The 25806-nt window shown below is 55.4% G+C and carries 31 protein-coding genes; 16 read left to right on the top strand and 15 right to left on the bottom strand.

The window, feature by feature from the left end; all coding sequences use genetic code 11:
- Positions 1-192: 192 nt before the first annotated feature.
- The 5 genes from lptF (at position 193) to mtgA (ending at position 6454) form a co-directional block, all read left to right on the top strand.
- Complete coding sequence (gene lptF, locus MOQ06_RS01305; protein WP_148418302.1) at positions 193-1293, top strand: LPS export ABC transporter permease LptF; 1101 nt, start codon at positions 193-195, stop codon at positions 1291-1293.
- Positions 1293-2375 carry an LPS export ABC transporter permease LptG gene (gene lptG / locus MOQ06_RS01310; RefSeq protein ID WP_148418303.1) on the top strand — a complete coding sequence of 361 codons (1083 nt, stop codon included), beginning with the start codon at positions 1293-1295 and terminating at the stop codon, positions 2373-2375. The genes lptF and lptG overlap by 1 nt, the downstream gene beginning before the upstream one ends.
- A 137-nt stretch (positions 2376-2512) precedes the next feature.
- Entirely contained in the window at positions 2513-4846 is a 2334-nt protein-coding gene (arcB, locus tag MOQ06_RS01315; protein ID WP_242170143.1) for an aerobic respiration two-component sensor histidine kinase ArcB, read from the top strand.
- A gap of 232 nt (positions 4847-5078) precedes the next feature.
- A complete protein-coding gene (gene elbB / locus MOQ06_RS01320; protein WP_176609378.1) occupies positions 5079-5732 on the top strand; it encodes an isoprenoid biosynthesis glyoxalase ElbB in 654 nt (217 codons plus the stop codon).
- Positions 5729-6454, top strand: coding sequence for a monofunctional biosynthetic peptidoglycan transglycosylase (gene mtgA / locus MOQ06_RS01325; protein WP_242170145.1), 726 nt, complete (start codon positions 5729-5731; stop codon positions 6452-6454). The genes elbB and mtgA overlap by 4 nt, the downstream gene beginning before the upstream one ends.
- 39 nt (positions 6455-6493) lie before the next feature.
- Here the strand turns inward: mtgA and npr are convergent, their stop codons facing one another.
- The 11 genes from npr to MOQ06_RS01380 form a co-directional block, all read right to left on the bottom strand.
- Positions 6494-6766, bottom strand: a complete 273-nt coding sequence (gene npr / locus MOQ06_RS01330) for a PTS phosphocarrier protein NPr (protein WP_003861872.1) — start codon at positions 6764-6766, stop codon at positions 6494-6496.
- Positions 6763-7617 (bottom strand): RNase adapter RapZ, encoded by an 855-nt coding sequence (gene rapZ, locus MOQ06_RS01335; RefSeq protein WP_148418307.1) that lies wholly within the window; start codon positions 7615-7617, stop codon positions 6763-6765. The genes npr and rapZ overlap by 4 nt, the downstream gene beginning before the upstream one ends.
- A gap of 45 nt (positions 7618-7662) precedes the next feature.
- The gene (gene ptsN / locus MOQ06_RS01340) at positions 7663-8154 is read right to left on the bottom strand and encodes a PTS IIA-like nitrogen regulatory protein PtsN (RefSeq protein WP_148418308.1); all 492 of its coding nucleotides are present in this window, start codon (positions 8152-8154) and stop codon (positions 7663-7665) included.
- 82 nt (positions 8155-8236) lie between these two features.
- The gene (hpf, locus tag MOQ06_RS01345) at positions 8237-8524 is read right to left on the bottom strand and encodes a ribosome hibernation promoting factor (protein WP_014171818.1); all 288 of its coding nucleotides are present in this window, start codon (positions 8522-8524) and stop codon (positions 8237-8239) included.
- 22 nt (positions 8525-8546) lie between these two features.
- Positions 8547-9980 (bottom strand): RNA polymerase factor sigma-54, encoded by a 1434-nt coding sequence (gene rpoN, locus MOQ06_RS01350; protein ID WP_148418309.1) that lies wholly within the window; start codon positions 9978-9980, stop codon positions 8547-8549.
- A 47-nt stretch (positions 9981-10027) separates the two neighbouring features.
- On the bottom strand, positions 10028-10753 hold the full coding sequence (gene lptB / locus MOQ06_RS01355; RefSeq protein ID WP_148418310.1) for an LPS export ABC transporter ATP-binding protein: 726 nt from the start codon (positions 10751-10753) through the stop codon (positions 10028-10030).
- Positions 10754-10759: 6 nt separating this feature from the next.
- On the bottom strand, positions 10760-11314 hold the full coding sequence (gene lptA, locus MOQ06_RS01360) for a lipopolysaccharide ABC transporter substrate-binding protein LptA (protein WP_063451030.1): 555 nt from the start codon (positions 11312-11314) through the stop codon (positions 10760-10762).
- The gene (gene lptC, locus MOQ06_RS01365) at positions 11283-11858 is read right to left on the bottom strand and encodes an LPS export ABC transporter periplasmic protein LptC (RefSeq protein WP_148418311.1); all 576 of its coding nucleotides are present in this window, start codon (positions 11856-11858) and stop codon (positions 11283-11285) included. Before lptC ends, lptA begins: the two co-directional genes overlap by 32 nt.
- The gene (kdsC, locus tag MOQ06_RS01370) at positions 11855-12421 is read right to left on the bottom strand and encodes a 3-deoxy-manno-octulosonate-8-phosphatase KdsC (RefSeq protein ID WP_148418630.1); all 567 of its coding nucleotides are present in this window, start codon (positions 12419-12421) and stop codon (positions 11855-11857) included. Before kdsC ends, lptC begins: the two co-directional genes overlap by 4 nt.
- 14 nt (positions 12422-12435) lie before the next feature.
- On the bottom strand, positions 12436-13422 hold the full coding sequence (gene kdsD / locus MOQ06_RS01375; RefSeq protein WP_148418312.1) for an arabinose-5-phosphate isomerase KdsD: 987 nt from the start codon (positions 13420-13422) through the stop codon (positions 12436-12438).
- Positions 13423-13435: 13 nt separating this feature from the next.
- A complete protein-coding gene (locus MOQ06_RS01380) occupies positions 13436-14413 on the bottom strand; it encodes a calcium/sodium antiporter (protein ID WP_242170164.1) in 978 nt (325 codons plus the stop codon).
- A gap of 227 nt (positions 14414-14640) precedes the next feature.
- On the opposite strand from MOQ06_RS01380, the gene mlaF reads away from it, so the two are divergent.
- The 7 genes from mlaF to murA all read left to right on the top strand — a co-directional run bounded on the left by mlaF (position 14641) and on the right by murA (position 19431).
- Positions 14641-15453: a phospholipid ABC transporter ATP-binding protein MlaF gene (mlaF, locus tag MOQ06_RS01385; protein WP_148418314.1), complete on the top strand. Its 813-nt coding sequence runs from the start codon at positions 14641-14643 to the stop codon at positions 15451-15453.
- Positions 15454-15460: 7 nt separating this feature from the next.
- Complete coding sequence (gene mlaE / locus MOQ06_RS01390; RefSeq protein WP_148418315.1) at positions 15461-16243, top strand: lipid asymmetry maintenance ABC transporter permease subunit MlaE; 783 nt, start codon at positions 15461-15463, stop codon at positions 16241-16243.
- 4 nt (positions 16244-16247) lie between these two features.
- Positions 16248-16796, top strand: a complete 549-nt coding sequence (mlaD, locus tag MOQ06_RS01395; protein WP_148418316.1) for an outer membrane lipid asymmetry maintenance protein MlaD — start codon at positions 16248-16250, stop codon at positions 16794-16796.
- A gap of 15 nt (positions 16797-16811) precedes the next feature.
- On the top strand, positions 16812-17447 hold the full coding sequence (gene mlaC / locus MOQ06_RS01400; protein ID WP_148418317.1) for a phospholipid-binding protein MlaC: 636 nt from the start codon (positions 16812-16814) through the stop codon (positions 17445-17447).
- Positions 17447-17740: a lipid asymmetry maintenance protein MlaB gene (mlaB, locus tag MOQ06_RS01405; RefSeq protein WP_148418318.1), complete on the top strand. Its 294-nt coding sequence runs from the start codon at positions 17447-17449 to the stop codon at positions 17738-17740. Before mlaC ends, mlaB begins: the two co-directional genes overlap by 1 nt.
- A gap of 126 nt (positions 17741-17866) precedes the next feature.
- Positions 17867-18121 carry a BolA family iron metabolism protein IbaG gene (ibaG, locus tag MOQ06_RS01410; protein WP_003861840.1) on the top strand — a complete coding sequence of 85 codons (255 nt, stop codon included), beginning with the start codon at positions 17867-17869 and terminating at the stop codon, positions 18119-18121.
- A gap of 50 nt (positions 18122-18171) precedes the next feature.
- A complete protein-coding gene (gene murA, locus MOQ06_RS01415) occupies positions 18172-19431 on the top strand; it encodes a UDP-N-acetylglucosamine 1-carboxyvinyltransferase (protein WP_006812128.1) in 1260 nt (419 codons plus the stop codon).
- A gap of 62 nt (positions 19432-19493) precedes the next feature.
- On the opposite strand, the gene sfsB is transcribed toward murA, so the two are convergent.
- Positions 19494-19781, bottom strand: a complete 288-nt coding sequence (sfsB, locus tag MOQ06_RS01420) for a DNA-binding transcriptional regulator SfsB (RefSeq protein ID WP_148418319.1) — start codon at positions 19779-19781, stop codon at positions 19494-19496.
- Between the two features lie 228 nt (positions 19782-20009).
- Positions 20010-20981: an octaprenyl diphosphate synthase gene (gene ispB, locus MOQ06_RS01425; RefSeq protein ID WP_148418320.1), complete on the bottom strand. Its 972-nt coding sequence runs from the start codon at positions 20979-20981 to the stop codon at positions 20010-20012.
- A 257-nt stretch (positions 20982-21238) separates the two neighbouring features.
- Between ispB and rplU the strand changes: the two genes are divergently transcribed.
- The 4 genes from rplU to cgtA all read left to right on the top strand — a co-directional run bounded on the left by rplU (position 21239) and on the right by cgtA (position 24069).
- Positions 21239-21550 carry a 50S ribosomal protein L21 gene (rplU, locus tag MOQ06_RS01430; RefSeq protein WP_003025032.1) on the top strand — a complete coding sequence of 104 codons (312 nt, stop codon included), beginning with the start codon at positions 21239-21241 and terminating at the stop codon, positions 21548-21550.
- A 19-nt stretch (positions 21551-21569) separates the two neighbouring features.
- On the top strand, positions 21570-21827 hold the full coding sequence (gene rpmA / locus MOQ06_RS01435) for a 50S ribosomal protein L27 (protein WP_003861831.1): 258 nt from the start codon (positions 21570-21572) through the stop codon (positions 21825-21827).
- Positions 21828-21922: 95 nt separating this feature from the next.
- Positions 21923-22897 carry a DMT family transporter gene (locus MOQ06_RS01440; RefSeq protein WP_148418321.1) on the top strand — a complete coding sequence of 325 codons (975 nt, stop codon included), beginning with the start codon at positions 21923-21925 and terminating at the stop codon, positions 22895-22897.
- Positions 22894-24069 (top strand): Obg family GTPase CgtA, encoded by a 1176-nt coding sequence (gene cgtA / locus MOQ06_RS01445; RefSeq protein WP_148418322.1) that lies wholly within the window; start codon positions 22894-22896, stop codon positions 24067-24069. Before MOQ06_RS01440 ends, cgtA begins: the two co-directional genes overlap by 4 nt.
- Positions 24070-24102: 33 nt before the next feature.
- Here cgtA and pmrB read toward each other — a convergent pair whose 3' ends face one another.
- Complete coding sequence (gene pmrB, locus MOQ06_RS01450) at positions 24103-25146, bottom strand: two-component system sensor histidine kinase PmrB (RefSeq protein ID WP_242170183.1); 1044 nt, start codon at positions 25144-25146, stop codon at positions 24103-24105.
- Complete coding sequence (pmrA, locus tag MOQ06_RS01455; protein WP_148418324.1) at positions 25143-25805, bottom strand: two-component system response regulator PmrA; 663 nt, start codon at positions 25803-25805, stop codon at positions 25143-25145. The genes pmrB and pmrA overlap by 4 nt, the downstream gene beginning before the upstream one ends.
- Position 25806 lies beyond the last annotated feature (1 nt).

The following is a 25806-nucleotide window of genomic DNA, read 5'->3' on the forward strand; positions in this document are numbered from 1 at the left end:
CGCCGTTGTGGTGACTTCGTGTTAATCTTACGTTACTACGGTTTCGACACGTCAAAAAATGTCATGAAGCGCGAATCCGCCGGGTTTTTTAATCTTAGCGATGATTTCGACGACTCAAGAGAATAAATGACGTTTAAGCCATGAAACAAGCTAAATTCCTGCATAAGACGAGTTTTAACGGGCGTATTTAAAGTGATAATCATAAGATATCTGGTTCGGGAGACGCTGAAGAGCCAACTGGCGATCCTCTTTATCCTCCTTCTGATCTTTTTCTGTCAGAAGCTGGTCAGGATCCTCGGCGCGGCGGTCGATGGCGAAATCCCAACGAATCTGGTGCTTTCCCTGCTCGGGCTTGGCGTGCCGGAAATGGCGCAGCTGATCCTGCCGTTAAGCCTGTTCCTCGGTTTGCTGATGACGCTGGGCAAGCTCTATACCGAAAGTGAAATCACCGTGATGCACGCCTGCGGCCTCAGTAAAGCCGTACTGGTGAAAGCCGCCATGGTGCTTGCGCTGTTTACGGGCATCGTTGCTGCCGTCAACGTGATGTGGGCAGGGCCGACCTCTTCCCGTCATCAGGATGAAGTGCTGGCAGAAGCGAAAGCGAACCCCGGCATGGCGGCGCTTGCGCAGGGCCAGTTCCAGCAGGCGACCGACGGTAACTCCGTTCTGTTTATCGAAAGCGTTGATGGCAGCCGCTTTAACGATGTGTTTCTTGCTCAGTTGCGTCCGAAAGGCAACGCTCGCCCTTCCGTGGTGGTAGCGGATTCCGGCCAGCTGGCGCAGCGTAAGGATGGCTCTCAGGTTGTCACGCTAAACAAAGGAACGCGTTTCGAAGGCACGGCAATGCTGCGTGACTTCCGCATTACGGATTTCCAGAACTACCAGGCTATTATCGGTCACCAGGCCGTTGCGCTCGATCCTACGGACACCGAGCAGATGGATATGCGCACCTTGTTTAACACCAATACCGATCGTGCGCGTGCCGAGCTGCACTGGCGTATTACGCTGGTATTCACAGTATTTATGATGGCGCTGATGGTCGTGCCGCTGAGCGTGGTGAACCCGCGTCAGGGCCGCGTGCTGTCCATGCTGCCGGCGATGCTGCTGTATCTGGTGTTCTTCCTGCTGCAAACCTCAATCAAGTCTAACGGCGGGAAAGGCAAAATTGACCCGATGATCTGGACCTGGGTCGTGAATGGTTTGTATCTGCTGCTGGCAGTAGGACTCAACTTATGGGACACGGTGCCTGTGCGTCGTATTCGTGCCCGGTTTACGCGTAAAGGAGCCATCTAATGCAGGCGTTTGGCGTACTTGACCGCTATATCGGTAAAACCATTTTTACCACCATCATGATGACGCTGTTCATGCTGGTGTCGCTCTCCGGCATTATCAAATTTGTCGATCAGCTGAAAAAAGCCGGGCAGGGCAGCTACGACGCGCTGGGCGCCGGAATGTATACCCTGCTCAGCGTACCAAAAGATGTGCAGATCTTCTTCCCGATGGCGGCCCTGCTGGGTGCGCTGCTGGGGCTGGGCATGCTGGCACAGCGTAGCGAACTGGTGGTGATGCAGGCGTCGGGCTTTACCCGTATGCAGGTAGCGCTGTCGGTGATGAAAACCGCGATCCCGCTGGTGCTGCTGACCATGGCGATTGGCGAATGGGTTGCGCCGCAGGGCGAACAGATGGCGCGTAACTACCGCGCTCAGGCCATGTACGGTGGTTCACTGCTTTCCACGCAGCAGGGGTTATGGGCCAAAGATGGCCAGAACTTCGTTTATATCGAACGCGTGAAAGGGGATGACGAGCTGGGCGGCGTGAGTATTTATGCCTTTAACGACCAGCGTCGTTTACAGTCCGTACGCTATGCCGCCTCTGCCAAATTTGATGCGAACAACAAGCTGTGGCGTTTATCGCAGGTTGATGAGTCTAATCTGACCGACCCGAAACAGATCACCGGTTCGCAGACGGTGAGCGGCACCTGGAAAACCAACCTGACCCCGGACAAACTTGGCGTCGTGGCGCTTGACCCGGATGCGCTCTCCATCAGCGGTCTGCATAACTACGTGAAGTATCTGAAATCCAGCGGGCAGGATGCGGGGCGTTACCAGCTCAACATGTGGAGCAAAATCTTCCAGCCGCTGTCCGTTGCGGTAATGATGCTGATGGCGCTGTCGTTCATCTTTGGTCCACTGCGTAGCGTGCCGATGGGCGTACGCGTGGTAACCGGTATCAGCTTCGGCTTCGTCTTCTACGTCCTCGATCAGATTTTTGGCCCGCTGACGCTGGTGTATGGCATTCCGCCGATTATCGGTGCGCTGCTGCCGAGCGCCAGCTTCTTCCTGATCAGCCTCTGGATGCTGCTTAAACGTTCCTGATATTTCCTTTTCCTCGCTCCCGGCACCCCGGGGGCGAGGCTAATCTCCTGTTTCACCCCGCACTTTTTCTCACAACCTGCAACGCCTCGCTCTGAATTTGAGTATTATTGAGCGATAAAGTCGTGAAGGGATCCTCTATGAAGCAAATTCGAATGCTGGCCCAGTACTACGTAGACCTGATGATGAAGCTCGGGCTGGTGCGTTTTTCCATGCTGCTGGCGCTGGCGCTGGTGGTTCTGGCTATAGTGGTACAGATGGCCGTGACCATGGTCCTGCATGGTCAGGTCGAGAGTATCGACGTGATCCGCTCCATCTTCTTTGGCCTGCTGATCACGCCCTGGGCGGTCTACTTCCTCTCCGTGGTGGTCGAGCAACTGGAAGAATCCCGACAGCGCCTTTCGAGGCTGGTGGAAAAGCTGGAGGAGATGCGCGAGCGCGATCTCAAGCTCAACGTCCAGCTCAAGGACAACATTGCCCAGCTGAATCAGGAAATCTCAGATCGTGAGAAGGCCGAAGCCGAGCGTCAGGCCACGCTGGAGCAGCTCAAAATTGAGATGAAAGAGCGCGAAGTCACGCAGATCCAGCTTGAACAGCAGTCCTCTTTCCTGCGCTCGTTCCTGGATGCCTCTCCGGATCTGGTTTTCTATCGTAATGAAGATAAAGAGTTCTCCGGCTGTAACCGGGCTATGGAACTGTTGACCGGAAAAAGCGAAAAGCAGCTGATCCACCTGAAGCCTCAGGACGTCTATTCCGAAGAGGCGGCGGCAAAAGTGATGGAGACGGATGAAAAGGTGTTCCGTCATAACGTCTCGCTGACCTACGAGCAGTGGCTGGATTATCCCGATGGACGTAAGGCCTGCTTTGAGATCCGCAAAGTGCCTTATTACGACCGCGTCGGCAAGCGTCATGGCCTGATGGGCTTTGGCCGCGATATCACCGAGCGTAAGCGCTACCAGGACGCGCTGGAGCGCGCCAGCCGTGACAAGACCACCTTCATCTCTACCATCAGCCACGAGCTGCGCACGCCGCTTAACGGCATTGTGGGGCTGAGCCGGATCCTGCTGGATACCGATCTGACCAGCGAGCAGGAAAAATACCTCAAAACGATCCACGTTTCAGCGGTTACGCTGGGGAATATCTTCAATGATATTATCGACATGGATAAGATGGAGCGCCGTAAAGTTCAGCTCGATAACCAGCCTGTTGATTTTACCGGCTTCCTCGCGGATCTGGAGAACCTGTCAGGCTTGCAGGCTCAGCAAAAAGGGCTGAGCTTCGTGATGGAGCCCACGCTGCCGCTGCCGCATAAGGTGGTGACGGACGGCACGCGTCTGCGCCAGATCCTGTGGAACCTCATCAGTAACGCCGTGAAGTTTACCCAGAAGGGGCAGGTTGCGGTGCGCATTCGCTATGACGAAGGGGACATGCTGCACTTTGAAGTTGAGGATTCGGGTATCGGCATTCCTCAGGAGGAGCAGGATAAGATCTTCGCCATGTACTATCAGGTCAAAGACAGCCACGGCGGTAAGCCGGCGACGGGCACGGGCATTGGCCTGGCGGTGTCTAAACGGCTGGCGAAAAGTATGGGCGGGGATATCACCGTTGCCAGCCAGCCGGGTAAAGGCTCAACCTTTACGCTTACCGTGCACGCGCCTGCCGTAGCTGAAGAGGTGGAAGATACCTTTGAGAACGACGATATGCCGCTGCCAGCCCTGCACGTTCTGCTGGTGGAAGATATTGAACTGAACGTTATCGTCGCGCGGTCGGTGCTGGAAAAACTCGGCAACAGCGTGGATGTGGCGATGACCGGCAAAGCCGCGCTGGAGATGTTCACGCCGGGCGAGTATGACCTGGTGCTGCTCGATATTCAGCTACCGGACATGACCGGGCTGGATATCTCCCGTGAGCTGACGCGCAAATATGCCCCTGACGAGCTGCCGCCGCTGGTGGCGCTGACCGCGAACGTGCTGAAAGATAAAAAAGAGTACCTCGATGCCGGCATGGACGATGTGCTCAGCAAGCCGCTGGCTGTACCTGCCCTGACGGCGATGATCAAGAAGTTCTGGGATACCTGTGATGAAGAGGAGAGCACCATGACGTCAGTTGATAGCGCCAAAGCCCAAACGATACTGGATACCGCCATGCTGGAGCAGTATATCGATCTGGTGGGACCAAAACTGATCACCGATGGCCTTGCCGTGTTCGAGAAAATGATGCCGGGCTATCTGAACGTACTGGAGTCAAACCTGACGGCGCGTGACCAGAAGGGCATTGTAGAAGAGGGGCACAAAATCAAAGGCGCCGCCGGTTCCGTCGGGTTACGCCATCTCCAGCAGCTGGGCCAGCAGATCCAGTCGCCTGATTTACCTGCCTGGGAAGACAACGTCGGTGATTGGGTTGAGGAGATGAAGCAGGAGTGGCAAAACGATGTGGCGGTGCTGAAAGCCTGGGTCGAGTCCAGAAAAAAATGACCCCGGCTATACCGGGGTGCGCGAATACTGCGCCAACACCAGGGAAATCGTGGCTGCGCCTGATTTTTATGGGTGGTTTTCGCATGGGCGCCGCCTGAAATTTGAGGCCGCACGCAGATAAGATAGCAAATCTTAAACAGTTTGTTACATGAATCAGTGAAATGTGTGAAGCATAGCGTTTTAATCAGAATTTTTAATGTGCTTCAGCGAGTTGCATAGAAGGATCGACAGAATGAAAAAGATTGGTGTCGTGCTGAGCGGATGTGGTGTTTACGACGGGTCAGAGATACATGAGGCCGTATTAACGCTGCTGGCCTTATCCCGCCGTGAGGCTGACGTTATCTGCTTCGCGCCGGATAAAGCTCAGGCAGACGTGATTAATCATCTTACCGGCGAGCCGATGGCCGAAAGCCGTAACGTGCTGGTTGAAGCAGCGCGTATTGTGCGCGGCGACGTTCATCCGCTGGCGCAGGCCGATGCCGCTGAACTCGATGCCCTCATCGTGCCGGGCGGCTTTGGCGCGGCAAAAAACCTGAGCACCTTTGCAGCGGAGGGCGCGGCCTGTCAGGTCGATCCCGATCTGCAAGCGCTTTCGCAGGCGATGCATGCGGCAGGTAAGCCGCAGGGCTTTATCTGCATTGCCCCGGCCATGCTGCCGAAAATTTTTGATTTCCCGCTGCGGCTGACGATCGGAACCGACATCGATACGGCTGAGGTTATCGAGGATATGGGCGGTGAACACGTGCCTTGCCCGGTCGACGACATCGTGGTGGATGAGGATAACAAAATCATCACCACGCCGGCGTATATGCTGGCGCAGACCATCGCCGAGGCTGCCACGGGCATTGAAAAGCTGGTGGACAGAGTGCTGGTTCTTACCGAATGAGCCGTAAATTTACCCCCGCCGGGTGGTTAAAACGGCTTCTGTTGCGGATAGTGCTGGTTCTGGCGGTTTTCTGGGGCGGAGGCATTGTGCTGTTCAGCTTCGTGCCCGTCCCGTTTTCCGCCGTGATGGCGGAGCGTCAGGCGAGTGCCTGGCTCTCGGGTGATTTCAGCTACGTTGCCCATTCAGACTGGGTGAGCATGGATGCGATCTCGCCGTGGATGGGGCTGGCGGTCATTGCCGCAGAGGACCAGAAGTTCCCGGAACACTGGGGCTTTGACGTGGCGGCCATCGAAAAGGCGCTTGATCATAACGAGCGCCATGAGAACCGCGTACGCGGCGCGTCGACGCTTTCCCAGCAGACGGCAAAAAACCTGTTCTTATGGGACGGTCGCAGCTGGGTGAGAAAAGGGCTGGAGGCCGGGCTGACGCTGGGGATTGAGACGGTGTGGAGCAAAAAACGGATCCTGACCGTCTATCTGAATATCGCGGAGTTTGGCGACGGCGTGTTTGGGGTCGAAGCCGCGTCGCAGCGCTATTTCGGCAAGCCCGCCAGCAGGCTGACGATGTCCGAAGCGGCGCTGCTTGCCGCCGTTCTGCCGAACCCTATCCGTTTCAAAGCCAGCGCCCCGTCAGGCTACGTGCGTAGCCGCCAGGCGTGGATCATGCGCCAGATGCAGCAGTTAGGTGGGCAAGGCTTTATGGAGAGAAAGGCGTTGATGTAGGGCGGGTACGCGGTGCGTTACCCGCCAGCAAAGCAGACGTTAGTCTTCGTCAAACCCGGCATTAAACAGCGCAATCACCGCCGCCAGCGCCTCTTCTTCCTGCGGGCCGGTGGCTTCAACTTCAATCTGGCGACCTTTGGCAGAATCCAGCATCAGCAGCGCAATCACGCTGTTGGCTTCTGCCTCGGTTCCCTCGTCGTTGCGCAGCAGGACTTCAGCATCAAAACCCTGCATCAGCTCAAAAAGCTTCATCGCCGGGCGCGCGTGCATGCCCAGCTTATTGGTGATTTCGACGGTCTGTTTTACGGTCATGTTTTACGTTTTTCCAGCGTGCGATGACGGGACTGGACGTTCTTCCCGCGCGAGCGGAAGTAATCGGCCAGCTGTTCGGCAATGTACACCGAACGATGTTTACCGCCGGTACAGCCAATCGCCACCGTCAGGTAGCTGCGATTGTTTGTTTCCAGCATAGGTAACCATAGCTCAAGGTAGCTTCGCGTCTGGTAGATAAAATTGTGTACTTCTGTGTGTCGGTCAAGGAACGCCGCCACGGGTTTATCCAGACCGGTCATTGGACGCAGTTTTGGATCCCAGTGTGGGTTCGGCAGGAAACGCACGTCGAAAACGTAATCCGCATCGATAGGAATACCGTGCTTAAAGCCGAAGGATTCAAACACCATCGTCAGTTCGCGCTCGCGCTTGCCGAGTAAACGGGTACGCAGCATTTCCGCCAGTTCATGGACGGACATTTCAGAGGTGTCGACAATCAAATCGGCGCGGGAGCGCAGCGGCTCCAGCAGGTCGCTCTCTTTATCAATGGCGCTTTCCAGCGACAGATTTTTACTCGAAAGCGGGTGCAAGCGACGCGTATCGCTGTAGCGGCGGATCAACGTATTGCGGTCAGCATCAAGGAACAGTAGCTGAGGCGAGAAATAATCCGGCAGGTTGTTCATCGCCTGCTCGAAGATCTCCGGTGATTCCGGCATGTTACGAACGTCGATACTGACGGCGGCAGAGATTTGTCTGTCCGCAAGCGTTCGCGCCAGGTCAGGTAACAACACTACCGGTAGGTTATCTACGCAGTAAAAACCCATGTCTTCCAGCGCGCGCAGGGCCACGGACTTTCCGGACCCCGAACGACCGCTGACGATCATCAGCACCATATTCCGTTTCTCCTCAGGGCAGCAGTTCTGAAAGCCATCTCCCGATTATGCCTCATCCTGATTGCCTTCTGCTTCAGTGATAATTTGATAGAGCTCCTCATCACTTTGCGCGGAGCGCAGACGGCGACAAATGGTTTTATCCGCCAGACGTTTGGCAACCAGCGACAGCGTGTGCAGGTGGGTTTTGGTCTGATCGGCAGGAACCAGTAGCGCGAAGAGCAGATCGACAGGCTGGTTATCGATAGCGTCGAAGGCAATCGGCGTTTCCAGTTGCACAAACACGCCCACGGCACGCAGCGTATCTTCTTCCAGCTTGCCATGCGGGATCGCAATGCCGTTGCCGATGCCGGTACTGCCCATTTTTTCGCGGGTCAGAATGGCTTCAAAGACGATCTGCGGCGGCAGACCCAGCTGTTTTGCGGCCAGTTCACTGATAATTTCCAGCGCACGTTTTTTGCTCTGGCAGTGAACGCCACTGCGGGTACATTCCTGGTTAAGGACGTTGCTCAGTTGAAGAGCGGAATCGTTGTTTATCATAATTTCACCTAAGCGCTAACCGTACAAATGGCCTGTTGTGTTTCACAACAGGCCGTCCTGCACCCGTTAACTGCCCGGACAATTAGTGTTGTTTCAGTTTATCTTTATGTTTATTGAGCTGTCGCGCAAGCTTATCAATCAAGCCGTCGATAGCCGCGTACATGTCTTGCCCTTCCGCACTGGCATGGAGTTCCCCTCCGTTGACGTGCAGGGTCGCATCCGAGATATGAGTCACTTTCTCCACTTTCAACACAACGTAGACCTGATTGATTCTCTCGAAATACTGCTCAAGTTTCGCGAACTTCGCGTTCACAAAATCGCGTAAAGCCTCAGTAATCTCGACGTTGTGTCCGGTGATATTGAGCTGCATAGTGTCTTCCTTATCGGTTGTGTCAAACCAGTTGTTTACGCTGGTTAGACGGCGGAATGGATAAAGACTCTCGATACTTCGCGACAGTACGACGTGCCACCATGATACCCTGATCGGACAGCATGGTGGTTAACTTACTGTCACTTAGTGGCTTCGCGGGGTTCTCCGCGGCGATCAACTTCTTCACCAGTGCGCGAATGGCCGTTGACGAGGCTTCGCCGCCGCCTTCGGTACTTACGTGGCTGGAGAAGAAATACTTAAGCTCAAAAATGCCGCGTGGACTGTGCAGATACTTTTGCGTGGTCACGCGGGAAATGGTTGATTCATGCATCTCGACGGCCTGGGCAATGTCTGCCAGCACCATCGGTTTCATAAACTCTTCGCCCTGTTCAAAGAAGGCCTGCTGTTGTTCAACAATACAGCGGCTGACGCGCAGCAGCGTGTCGTTACGGCTCTCCAGACTCTTGATCAGCCAGCGTGCTTCCTGCAGGTTGCTGCGGATGTACTGATTATCGGCATCGTTACGCGCGCTGGTGCACATGGAGGCGTACTGCTGGTTGATTTGCAGGCGAGGAATACTGTCGGAGTTCAGTTCAACGACCCAGCGGCCGTTGTGTTTTCTCACCAGCACATCAGGAATGACATACTCCGGCTCGCTGGTCTGAATCGACTGCCCCGGACGCGGATCGAGCGACTGGATCAGGTTCACCGCTTCCTTCAGCACCTCTTCTTTCAGGCGCGTGACGCGCATCAGCGTGCGGAAGTCGTGATTCGCCAGCAGATCCAGATGATCGCTGATAATGAGCCGCGCTTCGTCAATCCACGGCGTCTCTTTGGCAAACTGCGAGAGCTGGATCAGAAGGCAGTCGCGCAGATCTTTTGCGGCGACGCCAATCGGGTCGAAACGCTGAACGCGTTTCAGAACGGCTTCGATCTCTTCCAGTTCAATCTCGTCGTCGCCGATGCTTTCCAGAATGTCGTCCAGCGTCACGGTCAAATAGCCCGTGTCGTCAACGGCATCGACAATCGAGGTGGCAATCGCGCGATCGGTATCGGAGAAAGGGGTCAGCTCTACCTGCCACATCAGGTAGTCCTGAAGTGACTGGGTGGTTTCGCCCTGATAGACCGGAAGTTCATCGTCCTGATAGTCTGCACGCGTACCGGAAGGAGTGCCTGCGGTGTAGATTTCATCCCAGCTGGCGTCCAGCGGCAGCTCGTCCGGCATCTCTTTTTGTTCGAGCGCGTCGACGGTATCGAGCGTTTCAGTGTCCTGCGTTTGCTGGGTATCTACCTCGTCATGAAGATCGGTTTGCTCCAGCAGCGGATTGCTGTCCAGCGCTTGCTGGAGCTCCTGCTGGAGTTCTAACGTGGACAACTGCAACAGACGGATCGCCTGCTGTAGCTGCGGCGTCATTGCCAGTTGCTGGCTGAGCCTTAATTGCAAACCTTGCTTCATGTTCAGCGCGTTTTTCTCCGGTTCGGCGTGATTTAACCTCTACCCTATCAGAGTCTGAAGTCTTCCCCAAGGTACACGCGCTTAACATGCTCATCTTCGAGGATTTGCTGCGGCGTACCGTGGGCAATCAGATGGCCCTGGCTCACGATGTAGGCGCGTTCACAGACGGCCAGCGTTTCACGAACGTTGTGGTCCGTGATCAGTACGCCAAGCCCGCTGTCGCGCAGATGCTCAATGATGCGTTTGATATCAATAACGGAGATGGGGTCAACGCCCGCAAAAGGTTCATCCAGCAGGATGAATTTCGGGTTTGCTGCCAGGGCGCGCGCAATCTCGACGCGACGGCGTTCACCGCCAGACAGCGCCTGACCAAGGCTGTCGCGCAGGTGTTCGATATGGAACTCTTCCATCAGCTCGTTCGCACGGTCAGTGCGCTGCTCGTTTGTCAGATCGTCACGGATCTGCAACACGGCCATCAGGTTATCGAAGACGCTTAAGCGGCGGAAAATGGATGCTTCCTGAGGAAGATAGCCGATGCCGCGGCGCGCGCGGGCATGCAGCGGCAGCAGGCTGATGTCTTCATCATCGATGATGATGTTGCCGGCGTCACGCGGAACAATGCCTACCACCATGTAGAAGGTGGTGGTCTTGCCCGCACCGTTAGGGCCAAGCAAACCCACAATTTCGCCGGAGTTGACGGTCAGACTGACATCTTCGACGACGCGGCGGCCCTTATACGCTTTCGCGAGGTTTTTTGCAGTTAATGTTGCCATAGCGAATTAGTTACTCTTTTTCTGTGCCGGAGCCTGACCGTTGTTTTTGTCCTGCAACTGCGAAGGAACAAGCACGGTGGTGACGCGTTTGCCTTTCTCGCTGGAGGCCTGCATTTTCTGCTCTTTCACCAGATAGGTGATCTTGTCGCCTTTGATATTGCTGTCCAGCTGTTCCAGGTAAGCATTACCGGTGAGGATGACCAGATCCTTCGCCAGCTCATAGTGCATATGCGAGGCATGGCCTTTTACCGGCTTGCCGTTATCCTGCATCTGGTAGAAGGTGGCCGGATTACCATAACCATCAATAATTTCTTTGCCCTGCTCGCCGCCCGGACGGGTCACGACAACTTTGTCGGCATTGATTTTAATGGTGCCCTGGGTCACAACGACGTTGCCGGTGAAGGTGACGACGTTACCCTGCATATCCAGAGACTGCGTATCAGATTCAATATGAATCGGCTGTTCGGTGTCGCCAGTCACAGCAAGCGCGGGAAGACTGGCCGCCAGCAGCGCGCTGGCGATAACAACTTTAAGGCTGAGTTTGTTTGTTTTGAATTTCATAGGAGGTTCTAACCTTTTCAATCAGCTCGGCGTTTTTGCTGCGTAAGTTCCCGCGCATTCTTAGACCGCTGGAATTAAATGTTGTGCCATACAGGGTGACTAAATCCTGCGACGTGACATCCTGGGTGACCAGGTTGATCTGGGCGTTATCCGTCGTAATTTTGCGCAACTGAGCGTCCGCAGTCAGGGCGTTGACTTCAACGTGACCATACAGATAGAGCATACGGTCATTCGTCAGTTTTGCCCGGTCAGACTTGATTGACCACGTCGGCACTTTGTCCGTATCAAAGGTGGTCAGGACCGGCTGGGTAAACCACGAGGTGCCGTCATCTGAAAAATATTCTACATGCTGAGCAATCAGGCGATAGTTCAGCGCGCCTTCGGGGCTATAGACCACGGTATCGCTGTGATCGCTTTTGTAGGTAGGGTCACTCGTGTTGACCACGTCCGTTTGCGCATCATCGCGGTCGGCGAGGTTCACGCCAATCAGTATCAGGACGGCAAGCGAAAGCAGAATGATAACCCAACGTCTGGTTTTACTCATATCGATTGCCCTTTCGCCTCATCAAGCTTGCCCTGCGCCAGCAGAAGCAGATCGCAGACTTCACGGACGGCACCACGGCCACCCTGAATATGGGTAACATAATCAGCACGCGGGATCAGCAACGGGTGCGCGTCAGCCACGGCGATGCTCAGACCGACCTCCGCCATTACCGGCCAGTCAATCAAATCATCCCCGACGTACGCCACATTCTCTGGCGCAATAGCCAGTTTTCCCAGCAGGTCCCGGAAGGCAACCATCTTATCAGATTGCCCCTGATAGAGATGAGTAATGCCCAGCGTTTCACACCGATCCTCTACCAGTTTAGCCTTCCGCCCGGTGATGATCGCCACGTCAATGCCGGAGGTGAGCGCACAGCGGATACCGTAACCGTCACGAACGTTAAAGGCTTTCAGCTCTTCGCCGTTATTGCCCATATAAATCAGACCGTCGGAGAGCACGCCGTCCACATCAAGGATCAGCAGACGGATATTTTCCGCCTTTGCCATCATGTGGGCGCTCACCGGGCCATAACAGGTTGCAAGGGATGCACCCGCATTACTCATTGTCTTATCCTTCATTACACTACGCCTGCGCGCAGCAGATCATGCATATGTACCACACCCAGCAGTTGGTCGCCATCGGCAACCATCACTGAGGTAATATGGCGGGACTGCATCAGGTTCAGCACATCTACCGCCAGCGTGCCCGGACGGACGCGGATCCCGCCAGGCGTCATCACATCAGCGATGCCCAGCGTGCGGACATCCACTCCCATATCGAACACCCGGCGCAGGTCACCGTCGGTGAAGATGCCCTGAATCTTCATCAGATCGTCGCAGATTACCGTCATGCCCAGATTTTTACGGGTGATCTCCAGTAACGCATCGCGCAGAGAGGCCTCTTTGCTGACGTGCGGGATTTCATCGCCGGTGTGCATAATATCGTTAACCCGCAGCAGCAGTTTGCGCCCGAGCGCGCCGCCAGGGTGAGAAAGGGCGAAATCTTCTGGCGTGAAGCCCCGGGCTTCCAGCAGCGCAACGGCAAGGGCATCGCCCATCACCAGCGCGGCGGTCGTACTGGAGGTAGGCGCCAGCCCCAGCGGACACGCTTCTTTAGGCACCTTCACGCAAAGGTGGATATCCGCCGCGCGGGCCATGCTGCTTTCCGGGCGGCTGGTCATGCAAATCAGCGGCACCTGAAGGCGCTTGAGCACCGGGATCAGCGCCAGGATTTCATTCGATTCCCCGGAGTTGGACAGGGCGATAACCACGTCCTGCGGCGTAACCATGCCGAGGTCACCGTGCGCCGCCTCACCCGGGTGCACGAAGAATGACGAGGTGCCGGTACTGGCAAACGTCGCCGCCATCTTGCGCCCAATATGGCCGGACTTACCCATCCCCATCACCACGACTTTACCGGCACAGTAGAACATCTTCTCACAGGCCAGACTAAAATCCTGATTAATGTACTGATCTAACTGCGCCAGACCTTCACGTTCAATCTCCAGAACGTCTTTGCCTGCTTTCTGAAAGTCAAAACCCGGCTGCAATTCTATTTGCGACATAATGCGTTTCCGTTTACCCAGAGAGAAGAGGCGAGAGCCAGTAAAGCATCGCCATCCATACGATAAATCCACCCGTCAGCAGCGCGCCTGCGCCCTTGCCAATCTGCTCTTTTCGCCGCCAGCAGAGCAGGGCGAAAATTACGCTGACCAGCAGCATCACACCGTAATCGCGCGTGAAGACCATCGGGTTAAACGGCCCCGGCGAGATTAGCGCCGGCAGCCCCGTCACGATCGCGATATTGAAAATATTCGAGCCGATAATATTGCCGATGGCGATATCATCTTCCCCTTTACGCGCTCCGGCGATGGCGGTGGCCAGCTCGGGCAGGCTGGTGCCGATGGCAATCACCGTCAGACCGATTGTCAGTTCGCTCATCGCAAACGCGTTCGCCAGCACCGTCGCGTTGTCGACGACCATCCGCGTGGCCATTGGCATGATGATCAGCGCCACGCCCAGCCACAGCAGGGCGACGGGTAAGGTGCCCTCCTGGGGCAGCTCGGCGAGATGCTCACGCGTGAGGCTATCGTTGCCCTGTTTTTCCGCCAGGCGAGCGATTTTAACGCTATAAAGTAACCAGATCCCGGCCAGGGCGAGAAGGAATATACCGTCTCCGACGCTCAGTACCCCGTCGTAAAGCACGCAGCCTGCCAGCAGACTGACGACCAACATTAGCGGCAATTCGCGGCGCAAAACATCAGAATGCACGCGAAATGGATGGAGTAATGCGGCTAAGCCTAAAATCAGTAATATATTGACGATGTTAGAGCCAATCGCGGTACCAATAGCGAGGTCGACCTGGCCATGCAGCGATGCTGAAACAGAAACGATGATTTCAGGAAGCGAAGTGCCTACACTAACCACCGTCATCCCAATAATGATGGGCGGCATGCCGATGAGTCGACAGAGAATTGATGCGGCAAAGACCAAACGGTCAGCACTGTAGACCACCAACAGTAAACCAATTATTAACAGTGCTGTTGCTAAAAGCATCAAAAGTCCTTTCTTCAGGTATACTCGCTGGTCCACTGCGCACGAATATTGGCGCCAGATGAAGTCTGAGACGTAACGAATTCCTAATTTTGACTTTATGCGCCGGAAAAGTAAAACAAATGCCAGCTTTAGCTAACCCCAATAGCGAATATTCTGTAAAAATGCGGGGTTTAGGGCTGATTTACGCTTCATGCCAGCCGTGAAGCAAGGTAAGAAAGGAACCATAAATGAGCCAAACGATGGCGAATATAGTCGATGTCCGGGGCGTCAGTTTTTCTCGCGGCAACCGGTTAATATTTGATGATATTTCGCTGACCGTGCCGCGTGGTAAAATCACCGCCATCATGGGGCCGTCAGGGATCGGTAAAACGACGTTGCTGCGTCTTATCGGTGGGCAAATCCCCCCTGATAGCGGCGAAATCCTCTTCGACGGCGAAAACGTCCCGGAGATGTCTCGCTCGCGCCTCTACACGGTTCGCAAACGGATGAGCATGCTCTTTCAGTCGGGCGCGCTGTTCACTGACATGAACGTTTTTGACAACGTGGCCTATCCATTGCGCGAGCACACCCATCTTCCGCCTGCGCTGCTGCAAAGCACGGTGATGATGAAGCTTGAAGCCGTGGGGCTACGGGGAGCAGCGAAGCTTATGCCGTCTGAACTCTCGGGTGGGATGGCGCGCCGCGCCGCGCTGGCGCGCGCTATTGCACTGGAACCCGATCTCATCATGTTCGACGAACCGTTCGTCGGGCAGGACCCTATCACCATGGGCGTGCTGGTGAAGTTAATTTCAGAGCTGAACAGCGCCCTTGGAGTCACCTGCGTGGTGGTTTCTCACGACGTGCCGGAAGTGCTGAGCATTGCTGATTACGCCTACATTGTGGCTGATAAAAAGATCGTCGCCCACGGCAGCGCCCAGGCGTTGCAGGAGAATGGCGATCCGCGCGTGCGGCAGTTCCTGGACGGCATCGCGGACGGGCCTGTGCCTTTCCGCTATCCGGCGGGTGACTATCATGACGATTTACTGGGAATAGGGAGTTAAGCCACTCATGCTGTTAAATGCGTTGGCTGGTCTTGGACACCGTGGCCTAAAAACCATCAGTACGTTCGGGCGTGCCGGATTAATGTTGTTCAACGCGCTGGTGGGCAAGCCGGAGTTCCGCAAGCACGCGCCGTTGCTGGTGCGGCAGCTTTATAACGTCGGCGTTTTGTCGATGCTTATCATCATCGTGTCGGGCCTGTTTATCGGCATGGTGCTGGGGTTGCAGGGGTATCTGGTGCTGACTACCTACAGCGCGGAAACCAGCCTTGGCATGCTGGTGGCGCTCTCGCTGCTGCGTGAGCTTGGGCCGGTCGTGGCCGCGCTGCTGTTCGCCGGTCGTGCCGGGTCGGCGCTGACGGCGGAAATCGGCCTGATGCGCGCAACCGAGCAGCTCTCCAGCATGGAGATGATGGCGGTCGATCCGCTGCGCCGGGTCATCTCTCCGCGCTTCTGGGCCGGGGTAATCTCCTTACCGTTACTGACTATCCTCTTTGTGGCGGTAGGTATCTGGGGAGGTGCGCTGGTTGGCGTTAACTGGAAAGGGATTGACGCCGGATTCTTCTGGTCTGCAATGCAGGACGCTATCGACCTGCGGATGGACCTGATTAACTGTCTGATCAAGAGCGTGGTTTTCGCTGTGACGGTTACCTGGATTGCGTTGTTTAACGGTTATGATGCCATTCCAACGTCGGCGGGCATTAGCCGTGCAACGACACGTACTGTCGTACATTCGTCGCTGGCCGTTTTGGGTCTGGATTTTGTGCTCACCGCACTGATGTTTGGGAATTGAGTTCATGCAAACGAGAAAAAATGAAATTTGGGTCGGCGTGTTTCTGCTTCTGGCACTGCTGGCCGCGCTGTTTATCTGCCTGCGTGCGGCGGACATTACCTCTGTCCGCACCGAGCCGACGTACCGCATCTACGCGACCTTCGATAACATCGGCGGCCTCAAGGCGCGCTCACCGGTTCGTATTGGTGGCGTCGTTATCGGCCGGGTCTCAGACATTACGCTGGATGAGAAAACCTATCTGCCGCGCGTCGCGATGGATATTGAAGAGCGCTACAACCACATTCCGGACACCAGCTCGCTTTCCATCCGCACTTCCGGCCTGCTGGGGGAGCAATACCTGGCCCTTAACGTTGGTTTTGAAGATCCTGAGCTGGGAACGACTATCCTTAAAGACGGTAGCGTAATCCAGGATACCAAGTCAGCGATGGTGCTGGAAGATATGATTGGTCAGTTCCTTTACAACAGTAAAGGGGATGATAAAAAGTCTGACGATGCCCCTGCGCAGAGTGAAGACCACACCAACGTCGAACCGACGCCAGGCGCGACGAATTAATTTCAGGAGAAGTCCATGTTTAAACGACTGTTAATGGTTGCCATGCTGGTCATTGCCCCTCTTACCGCGGCGCACGCTGCGGATCAGAGCAATCCGTACAAGCTGATGAATGAGGCCGCGAAGAAAACCTTCGACCGTCTTAAAAATGAACAGCCTAAAATCCGCTCTAACCCTGACTATCTGCGCGATGTGGTAGACCAGGAGCTGCTGCCGTACGTGCAGATCAAATATGCGGGCGCGCTGGTGCTGGGCCGTTACTACAAAGATGCGACCCCGGCACAGCGTGAGGCTTACTTTGCCGCGTTCCGTGAATACCTGAAGCAGGCTTACGGCCAGGCGCTGGCGATGTACCATGGCCAGACCTATCAGATTGCCCCTGAACAGCCGCTGGGCGATGCCACCATCATTCCTATCCGTGTGACGATCGTTGATCCAAACGGTCGCCCACCGGTTCGTCTGGACTTCCAGTGGCGTAAGAACAGCCAGACCGGAAACTGGCAGGCGTACGACATGATCGCCGAAGGCGTCAGCATGATCACCACTAAACAGAACGAGTGGAGCGATCTGCTGCGCACCAAAGGCATTGATGGCCTGACTGCACAGCTTCAGTCTATCTCTCGTCAGAAAATTACTCTGGACGAGAAGAAGTAATGTCGCAGCAACTTAGCTGGGCGCGCGACGGCGAGACGCTGGCGCTGATGGGGGAGCTGGATCAGGATCTGCTTAACCCGCTGTGGGACGCTCGCCATAACGCGATGCAGGGCGTGACGCGGATTGACTTACATGGCGTCACGCGGGTGGATACCGCCGGTATTGCCCTGCTGGCGCATCTGGTTGCCACGGGTAAGAAGCAGGGGAGCAACGTTACCCTGGCGGGGGTAAGCGATAACGTCGTTACCCTTGCAAAGCTTTACAATTTGCCTGAGGACGTATTACCTCGCTAACTTTTTCAGTACGTTACTTCCGAAAGCCCCGTCAGTTTACTCGTCGGGGCTTTTTGCTTGTTTAAGACCGCGTCACTTTGCTCTAAGATGTTGGGCTTGTTTTCACTATCAGATGATGTAGACCCCATGGAAAATAATGAAATCCAGACTGTGCTGATGAATGCACTCTCCCTTCAGGAAGCCCACGTCTCTGGCGATGGCAGTCACTTCCAGGTTATTGCTGTGGGTGAGATGTTCGACGGAATGAGTCGCGTGAAGAAACAGCAGGCTGTGTACGCGCCGCTGATGGAATATATTGCGGATAACCGCATCCACGCCCTGTCGATTAAAGCGTTCACCCCACAGGAGTGGGCCCGCGATCGCAAACTAAACGGTTTTTGAGCTGAGGGCGAAACGCCCGCAGCACGGTTGAATTTATAAGAGAGCAAACGATGGATAAATTTCGTGTACAGGGGCCAACGCGTCTCCAGGGCGAAGTCACAATTTCTGGCGCTAAAAACGCCGCGCTGCCCATTCTTTTCGCTGCGCTGCTCGCAGAAGAGCCGGTAGAGATCCAGAACGTACCGAAGCTGAAAGATATCGACACGACCATGAAGTTGCTCGGCCAGTTGGGCACCAAAGTGGAGCGTAACGGTTCCGTCTGGATCGATGCCAGCAACGTGAACAACTTCTCAGCACCGTATGAGCTGGTGAAAACCATGCGCGCATCCATCTGGGCGCTTGGCCCGCTGGTGGCACGTTTCGGTCAGGGACAGGTTTCTTTGCCGGGCGGTTGTGCTATCGGCGCGCGTCCGGTCGATCTGCATATCTTCGGCCTGGAAAAGCTGGGCGCAGAGATCAAGCTGGAAGAGGGTTACGTTAAGGCGTCCGTGAATGGCCGTCTGAAAGGCGCGCACATCGTCATGGACAAGGTGAGCGTGGGCGCAACGGTCACCATCATGTCGGCTGCTACGCTGGCGGAAGGTACCACCATCATCGAAAACGCCGCACGCGAGCCGGAAATCGTTGATACCGCGAACTTCCTGGTGGCGCTGGGTGCGAAAATTAGCGGACAGGGTACTGACCGCATTACCATCGAAGGCGTTGAGCGTCTGGGTGGCGGCGTGTATCGCGTACTGCCAGACCGTATCGAAACCGGTACCTTCCTGGTGGCCGCGGCTATTTCTGGCGGTAAAATTGTCTGCCGCAATGCCCAGCCTGATACGCTGGATGCTGTTCTGGCGAAGCTGCGCGATGCGGGTGCGGATATTGAAATCGGTGAAGACTGGATCAGCCTGGACATGCATGGCCAGCGTCCTAAAGCCGTTAATGTGCGCACTGCGCCACACCCGGCATTCCCGACGGACATGCAGGCGCAGTTTACCCTGCTGAACCTGGTAGCTGAAGGCACGGGCTTTATCACGGAAACCATCTTCGAAAACCGTTTCATGCACGTACCGGAACTGATCCGTATGGGTGCGCATGCTGAAATCGAAAGCAACACGGTAATCTGTCACGGCGTTGAAAAACTGTCCGGTGCGCAGGTCATGGCGACCGATCTGCGCGCGTCTGCGAGTCTGGTACTGGCAGGCTGCATTGCGGAAGGCACTACCGTTGTCGATCGTATCTACCACATCGATCGTGGTTACGAGCGTATCGAAGACAAACTGCGCGCGCTGGGTGCAAATATCGAGCGTGTGAAGGGCGAGTAATCTTTCCGGCACCCCCTGCCAGACCAGGCCGGGGGATTGCTGTTCCTGTCAGTCCGGGTGCATCAGTCCTGATGTGCTTTCTTCACTTTGCTCTGGCGCATCATGCGCGTTCTGTCGATAAATTCATGGGTAACGGGATCGTGGTAGCGTGACGGCCAGATTATCCATGGATGCGTTTCCAGCGCCGTTGCGATAATCAGCTCCCCCTTCGGCCATGGGCGGGTCAGCGCGTTTGCCAGCGTCGACGAGCTCAACCCATTACGACGTGATTCGGCAGCCAGCGATGTCCCTTTTTTACGCAGCGCCGCAATAATGTCAGCAGAATGCCAGTCGATGAATTTTGTATCCATAATGCTGTCCTTGTGTTCGTTATCGTCCACGCCTTTTCGTGTGAAAAGACAGCATTACTATACCCACTTCGAACATGCGATTTAAAAAGTTCATGTTACGAGAAGCAATATTCAGAATAAGGCACGGCTTTATGCATGCGGCCTGTAACCGGATGAATTTACACGAATATGGAATTTACTGGAGCATACTAAAATCTCCCTGCGGGGCGCAGGGAGAGGAGGGAGGAATTAACGATCGCGCTGAACGGCGATGTGAGCAAGGCCTATAAGCGCATCACGCCACGGGCTGTCAGGGATCACCTGAATCGCGGCGATGGCTTTATCCGCTTCTTCTTCAGCACGCTGACGCGTCCATTCCAGCGAGCCGCAGATTGCCATTGTTTCCAGTACTGGTTCCAGAAGATGGCGACCATTTCCCTGCTCGATTGCTTCACGGATCATCTGCGCCTGTTCCGGCGTGCCATTGCGCATGGCGTGGAGCAGCGGCAGCGTTGGTTTGCCTTCGTTCAGGTCATCACCGACGTTTTTGCCGAGCGTTTCGCCGTCTGCGCTGTAGTCCAGCAGATCATCGATCAGCTGGAACGCCGTGCCGAGGTAACGGCCGTAGTCCTGAAGGCCTTTTTCCTCCGCTTCGCTACAGCCTGCCAGAATGCCAGAGCACTGCGCGGCCGCTTCAAACAGGCGCGCGGTTTTGCTGTAAATCACGCGCATGTAGTTTTCTTCGGTGATGTCCGGGTCGTTGACGTTCATCAGCTGCAGGACTTCACCCTCAGCAATAACGTTGACGGCCTCTGACATCACTTCCAGCACCTTCAGCGAGCCCAGGCTGGTCATCATCTGGAAGGCGCGGGTATAGATAAAATCCCCCACCAGGACGCTTGCCGCATTGCCAAACGCCGCGTTGGCGGTGGCTTTACCGCGGCGCATGTCCGACTCATCCACAACGTCGTCGTGAAGCAGGGTGGCGGTGTGGATAAATTCGATCAGCGCTGCGATCGTGACGTGAGCATTTCCCTGATAGCCAACCGCGCGAGCGGCCAGAATGGCAATCATCGGACGAATGCGTTTGCCGCCGCCGCTGACGATGTAATAGCCCAACTGATTGATCAGCTGAACGTCAGAGTTGAGTTGCTCCAGGATTGCTGCATTTACACCCGCCATATCTTGCGCGGTTAACTCATTGATTTTTTCTAAATTCATCGCAAAAGCCGGGCTTTTTATCCTGTTTATCCCACACGATATGGGTTCACAAAGGGTTTCGGTTTATAAATAGTATTGCTGATTGTACTGAAAAAACGGCGCAGATAAACGTTACCGTACGTGTTGTGTTTTTTTTCTTCATGTATTGATGCTAGCACTTGTCAAAGGCTCGCGTTTTGCGTAATATTCGCGCCCTATTGTGAATATTTATAGCGCACTCTGAATCATACGAGGATGTGCGCGGAAGCGGAGTTTATATGTACGCGGTTTTCCAAAGTGGTGGTAAACAACACCGAGTAAGCGAAGGTCAGACCGTTCGCCTGGAAAAGCTGGACATCGCAACTGGCGAATCTGTTGAGTTCGCTGAAGTTCTGATGATCGCAAACGGTGAAGAAGTCAAAATCGGCGTTCCTTTCGTTGATGGCGGCGTTATCAAAGCTGAAGTTGTTGCTCACGGTCGTGGCGAGAAAGTTAAAATCGTTAAGTTTCGTCGTCGTAAACACTATCGTAAGCAGCAGGGCCACCGTCAGTGGTTCACTGATGTGAAAATTACTGGCATCAGCGCCTAAGACCTGAGGAGAGATTTAAATGGCACATAAAAAGGCTGGCGGCTCCACACGTAACGGTCGCGATTCAGAAGCTAAACGCCTGGGCGTTAAGCGTTTCGGTGGCGAATCCGTTCTGGCGGGTAGCATCATCGTTCGTCAGCGTGGCACCAAGTTCCACGCGGGTACCAACGTAGGTTGCGGTCGTGACCACACTCTGTTTGCTAAAGCAGACGGTAAAGTGAAATTTGAAGTTAAAGGCCCGAACAACCGTAAATACATCAGCATCGTTGCTGAGTAAGGTTTTCTCGGTCCGGTAACGGATTAAAGCCCCGCAACGTGTTGCGGGGCTTTTTACATTGGAAACCCGGAAAATTTTCTGTAGGGAAAACGGGCATGAAGCAGCAGGCCGGCATTGGTATTCTTTTGGCGCTCACCACCGCAATGTGCTGGGGTGCACTGCCAATTGCAATGAAGCAGGTACTGGAAGTGATGGAGCCGCCTACGGTGGTGTTTTATCGCTTCCTGATGGCAAGCATCGGCCTGGGCGCCATTCTGGCTGTCAAAGGTAAGCTGCCACCGCTGCGCATCTTCCGTAAGCCGCGCTGGCTGGTGTTACTGGCTATCGCGACGGGCGGTCTGTTCGGTAACTTCATCCTGTTCAGCTCTTCCCTGCAATATCTTAGCCCCACGGCGTCACAGGTGATTGGTCAGCTTTCACCGGTCGGCATGATGGTCGCCAGCGTATTCATCCTTAAGGAGAAGATGCGCGGGACGCAGATTATCGGGGCAAGCATGCTGCTTTGCGGTCTGGTGATGTTCTTTAACACCAGCCTGATCGAGATATTCACCCGCCTGACGGATTACACCTGGGGTGTGATTTTTGGGGTGGGCGCAGCAACGGTCTGGGTGAGTTATGGCGTCGCGCAAAAGGTGTTATTGCGCCGTCTTGCCTCACAGCAGATCCTCTTTTTGCTGTACACTTTGTGTACACTGGCATTATTGCCGTTAGCGAAGCCGGGTGTTATCGCCCAGCTCAGCGACTGGCAGCTGGCGTGTCTCATTTTTTGTGGGCTTAACACGCTGGTCGGTTATGGCGCGCTGGCCGAAGCAATGGCGCGCTGGCAGGCAGCACAGGTGAGCGCCTTAATCACGCTTACCCCGCTGTTTACGCTGTTATTTTCAGATTTGTTATCAATGGCCTGGCCCGATGTCTTCGTCAAGCCGATGCTCAACCTGTTGGGCTATCTCGGTGCGTTTGTCGTGGTTGCGGGCGCGATGTATTCCGCCATTGGTCATCGTCTCTGGGGACGTTGGCGCAAAAATGAAGCGGTCCCCGCTCAGGCGAATGAGTTACGGAGAGTAAAATGAAGTTTGTTGATGAAGCGACGATTCTGGTCGTGGCAGGTGATGGCGGTAACGGTTGTGTAAGCTTCCGCCGTGAAAAATATATTCCTCGTGGCGGCCCTGACGGCGGTGACGGCGGAGACGGTGGTGACGTGTGGCTGGAGGCGGATGAGAACCTCAACACGCTGATCGACTACCGTTTCGAAAAATCTTTCCGCGCCGAGCGTGGCCAGAACGGCCAGAGCCGCGACTGTACCGGTAAACGCGGTAAAGACGTGACGATCAAAGTGCCGGTGGGTACACGTGTGATCGACCAGGGCACGGGCGAAACCATGGGTGATATGACCAAACACGGTCAACGCCTGATGGTGGCGAAAGGCGGCTGGCACGGTCTGGGCAACAGCCGTTTCAAATCTTCCGTCAACCGTACGCCGCGTCAGAAAACAATGGGTACACCGGGCGATAAGCGCGACCTGCAGCTGGAACTGATGCTGCTGGCAGACGTGGGCATGCTGGGTATGCCAAATGCCGGTAAGTCGACGTTTATCCGCGCTGTCTCTGCTGCGAAACCAAAAGTGGCGGACTATCCGTTTACGACGCTGGTGCCGAGCCTCGGCGTTGTCCGTATGGATAACGAGAAGAGCTTCGTGGTGGCTGACATCCCGGGTCTGATTGAAGGCGCAGCAGAAGGCGCTGGCCTGGGTATTCGCTTCCTGAAGCACCTTGAGCGCTGCCGCGTCCTGCTGCACCTCATTGATATCGATCCAATCGACGGCTCCGATCCGGTTGAAAACGCCCGGATCATCATCGGCGAGCTGGAAAAATACAGTGAGAAGCTGGCGGATAAACCACGCTGGCTGGTCTTCAACAAGATCGACCTGATGGACAAAGCGGAAGCCGAAGCGAAAGCTAAAGCGATCGCTGAAGCGATGGGCTGGGAAGATAAGTACTATCTGATCTCTGCCGCGAGCCAGGTTGGCGTGAAGGATCTCTGCTGGGATGTGATGACCTTTATCATCGAAAACCCGGTGGTTCAGGCGGAAGAAGCGAAACAGCCGGAAAAAGTCGAATTCATGTGGGATGACTACCACCGCCAGCAGCTCGAAGAGCTGGAAGCGGAAGAAGATGATGAAGACTGGGACGACGACTGGGATGAAGACGACGAAGAAGGCGTCGAGTTCATCTACAAGCACTAAATCCCGCATAAAGCCCCTTAACGGGGCTTTTTTTTATCCTATCTTCGCGGGTAGCCAGCAGCTGGCGATTAGGCCGCCCTCGGCGCCGTTCTCCAGCGTTAAACGGCCATGATGGAGCTGCACGATGCGCTGTACGATGCTCAGCCCAAGGCCGCTACCACCGTAGCGCTGATCGAGGCGTCGGAAAGGTTCGGTGATCGACTGTCGGTGCGCATCGTCAATACCCGGACCCTGGTCTATAACGCTGACCCGGGTACCGTCCTCCGTCTCTGCTAACGTCACTTCAATCGTCGTCCCTGCCGGGCTGTAACGGGCGGCGTTCTCCAGCAGATTCCTTAACATCAGACGCAGCAGGACGGCATCGCCCTGTACCGTCAGCGGGCTGTGAGCAGGCCATATCACCGTATGCTCTCTGGTTTCATGCTCCAGGCCGAGCGGTGCAATGATCGTCTCCGCCCAGTTAACGGTTTCGTAGTGACCGCTTGCCATCGCCTGTCCGGCACGCGCCAGCATCAGCAGCTGTTCCACCGTATGCATAAGCTGATCGATGCGGCTTACCAGCGGGGCGGCCTGCGGCGATCCGGACTGAGCCATCAGTTCAAGATGGAGCCTGATACCCGCAAGCGGCGTTCGCAGCTCGTGCGCCGCGTCGGCGGTAAACAGGCGCTCCTGTTGAATAGTATGATCCAGCCGGGCGAGAAGCTGATTCAACGAGGTAGTCACCGCGCCAATCTCTTCCATGTCGGAATACATCGGCAGGGGAGTGAGATTATCCGCCGAGCGGTTCGCAAGGCTGGCCCGCAGCTTATTGAGGGGGCGGGTGATCCAGGTTACCGCCCAGAATGAGAAGAACAGGGTAAAACCGACCATCACCAGAGAAGGAACCAGCAGGGAGGCAATGGCTTCGCGGATCTCTTTTTCGACATGGTTGTTGCGCGATTTTGCGGACAACGTTTCGTTCACCAGAAAACCGATTTGCTCGCGGCTCTCATGCCACAGCCAGATCACGCTAATCAACTGGAAAAATAACAGAATAACCGCCAGCAACACCATCAACCGCCGGCGCATACTGTTCATTTCTGGCTCTCCAGACGGTAGCCCACGCCGCGGACGGTTTTAATGCGATCTTTACCGAGCTTGCGCCGCAGATTATGGATATGGACTTCAAGCGTGTTTGATCCCGGATCGTCCTGCCAGGAGTAAATGTCCTGCTGCAGCGTTTCACGGTGCACCGTCTGCCCGCTGCGCATGATCAGGCGCGTAAGCAGGGCAAACTCTTTTGGCGTCACTTCCACCGGCTGGGACTGGCGCAGCACCTGCTGGGTTTGTAGATTAAGGGTAATATCCCCGTCCGTAAGCAGGTTGTCACTGTGGCCCTGATAGCGGCGGATCAGCGCCCGCACGCGGGCCTGTAGCTCGGCAAGGGCAAAGGGTTTTACCAGATAATCGTCAGCGCCAGAATCCAGCCCGTTGATTCTGTCCTCTATGGCATCGCGGGCCGTGAGGATCAGTACGGGGTTATCCACTCCGCGACGACGCCACTGGCTCAGCAGCGTCGCCCCGTCTTTATCCGGCAGGCCCAAATCCAGGATCACCAGGCTGTATTCGCCGCTCTGGATCAGGGCATCCGCTTCAGCAGCCGTGGCGGCACAATCCAGGGCGTAGCCTTCGTTCCCCAGCGCCAGCGCTAACCCTTCCTGCAATAACAGATCGTCTTCAACTATAAGTAGTTTCATC

This window comes from Enterobacter sp. I4, from assembly GCF_022669095.1.
Taxonomy (GTDB): domain Bacteria; phylum Pseudomonadota; class Gammaproteobacteria; order Enterobacterales; family Enterobacteriaceae; genus Enterobacter; species Enterobacter pasteurii.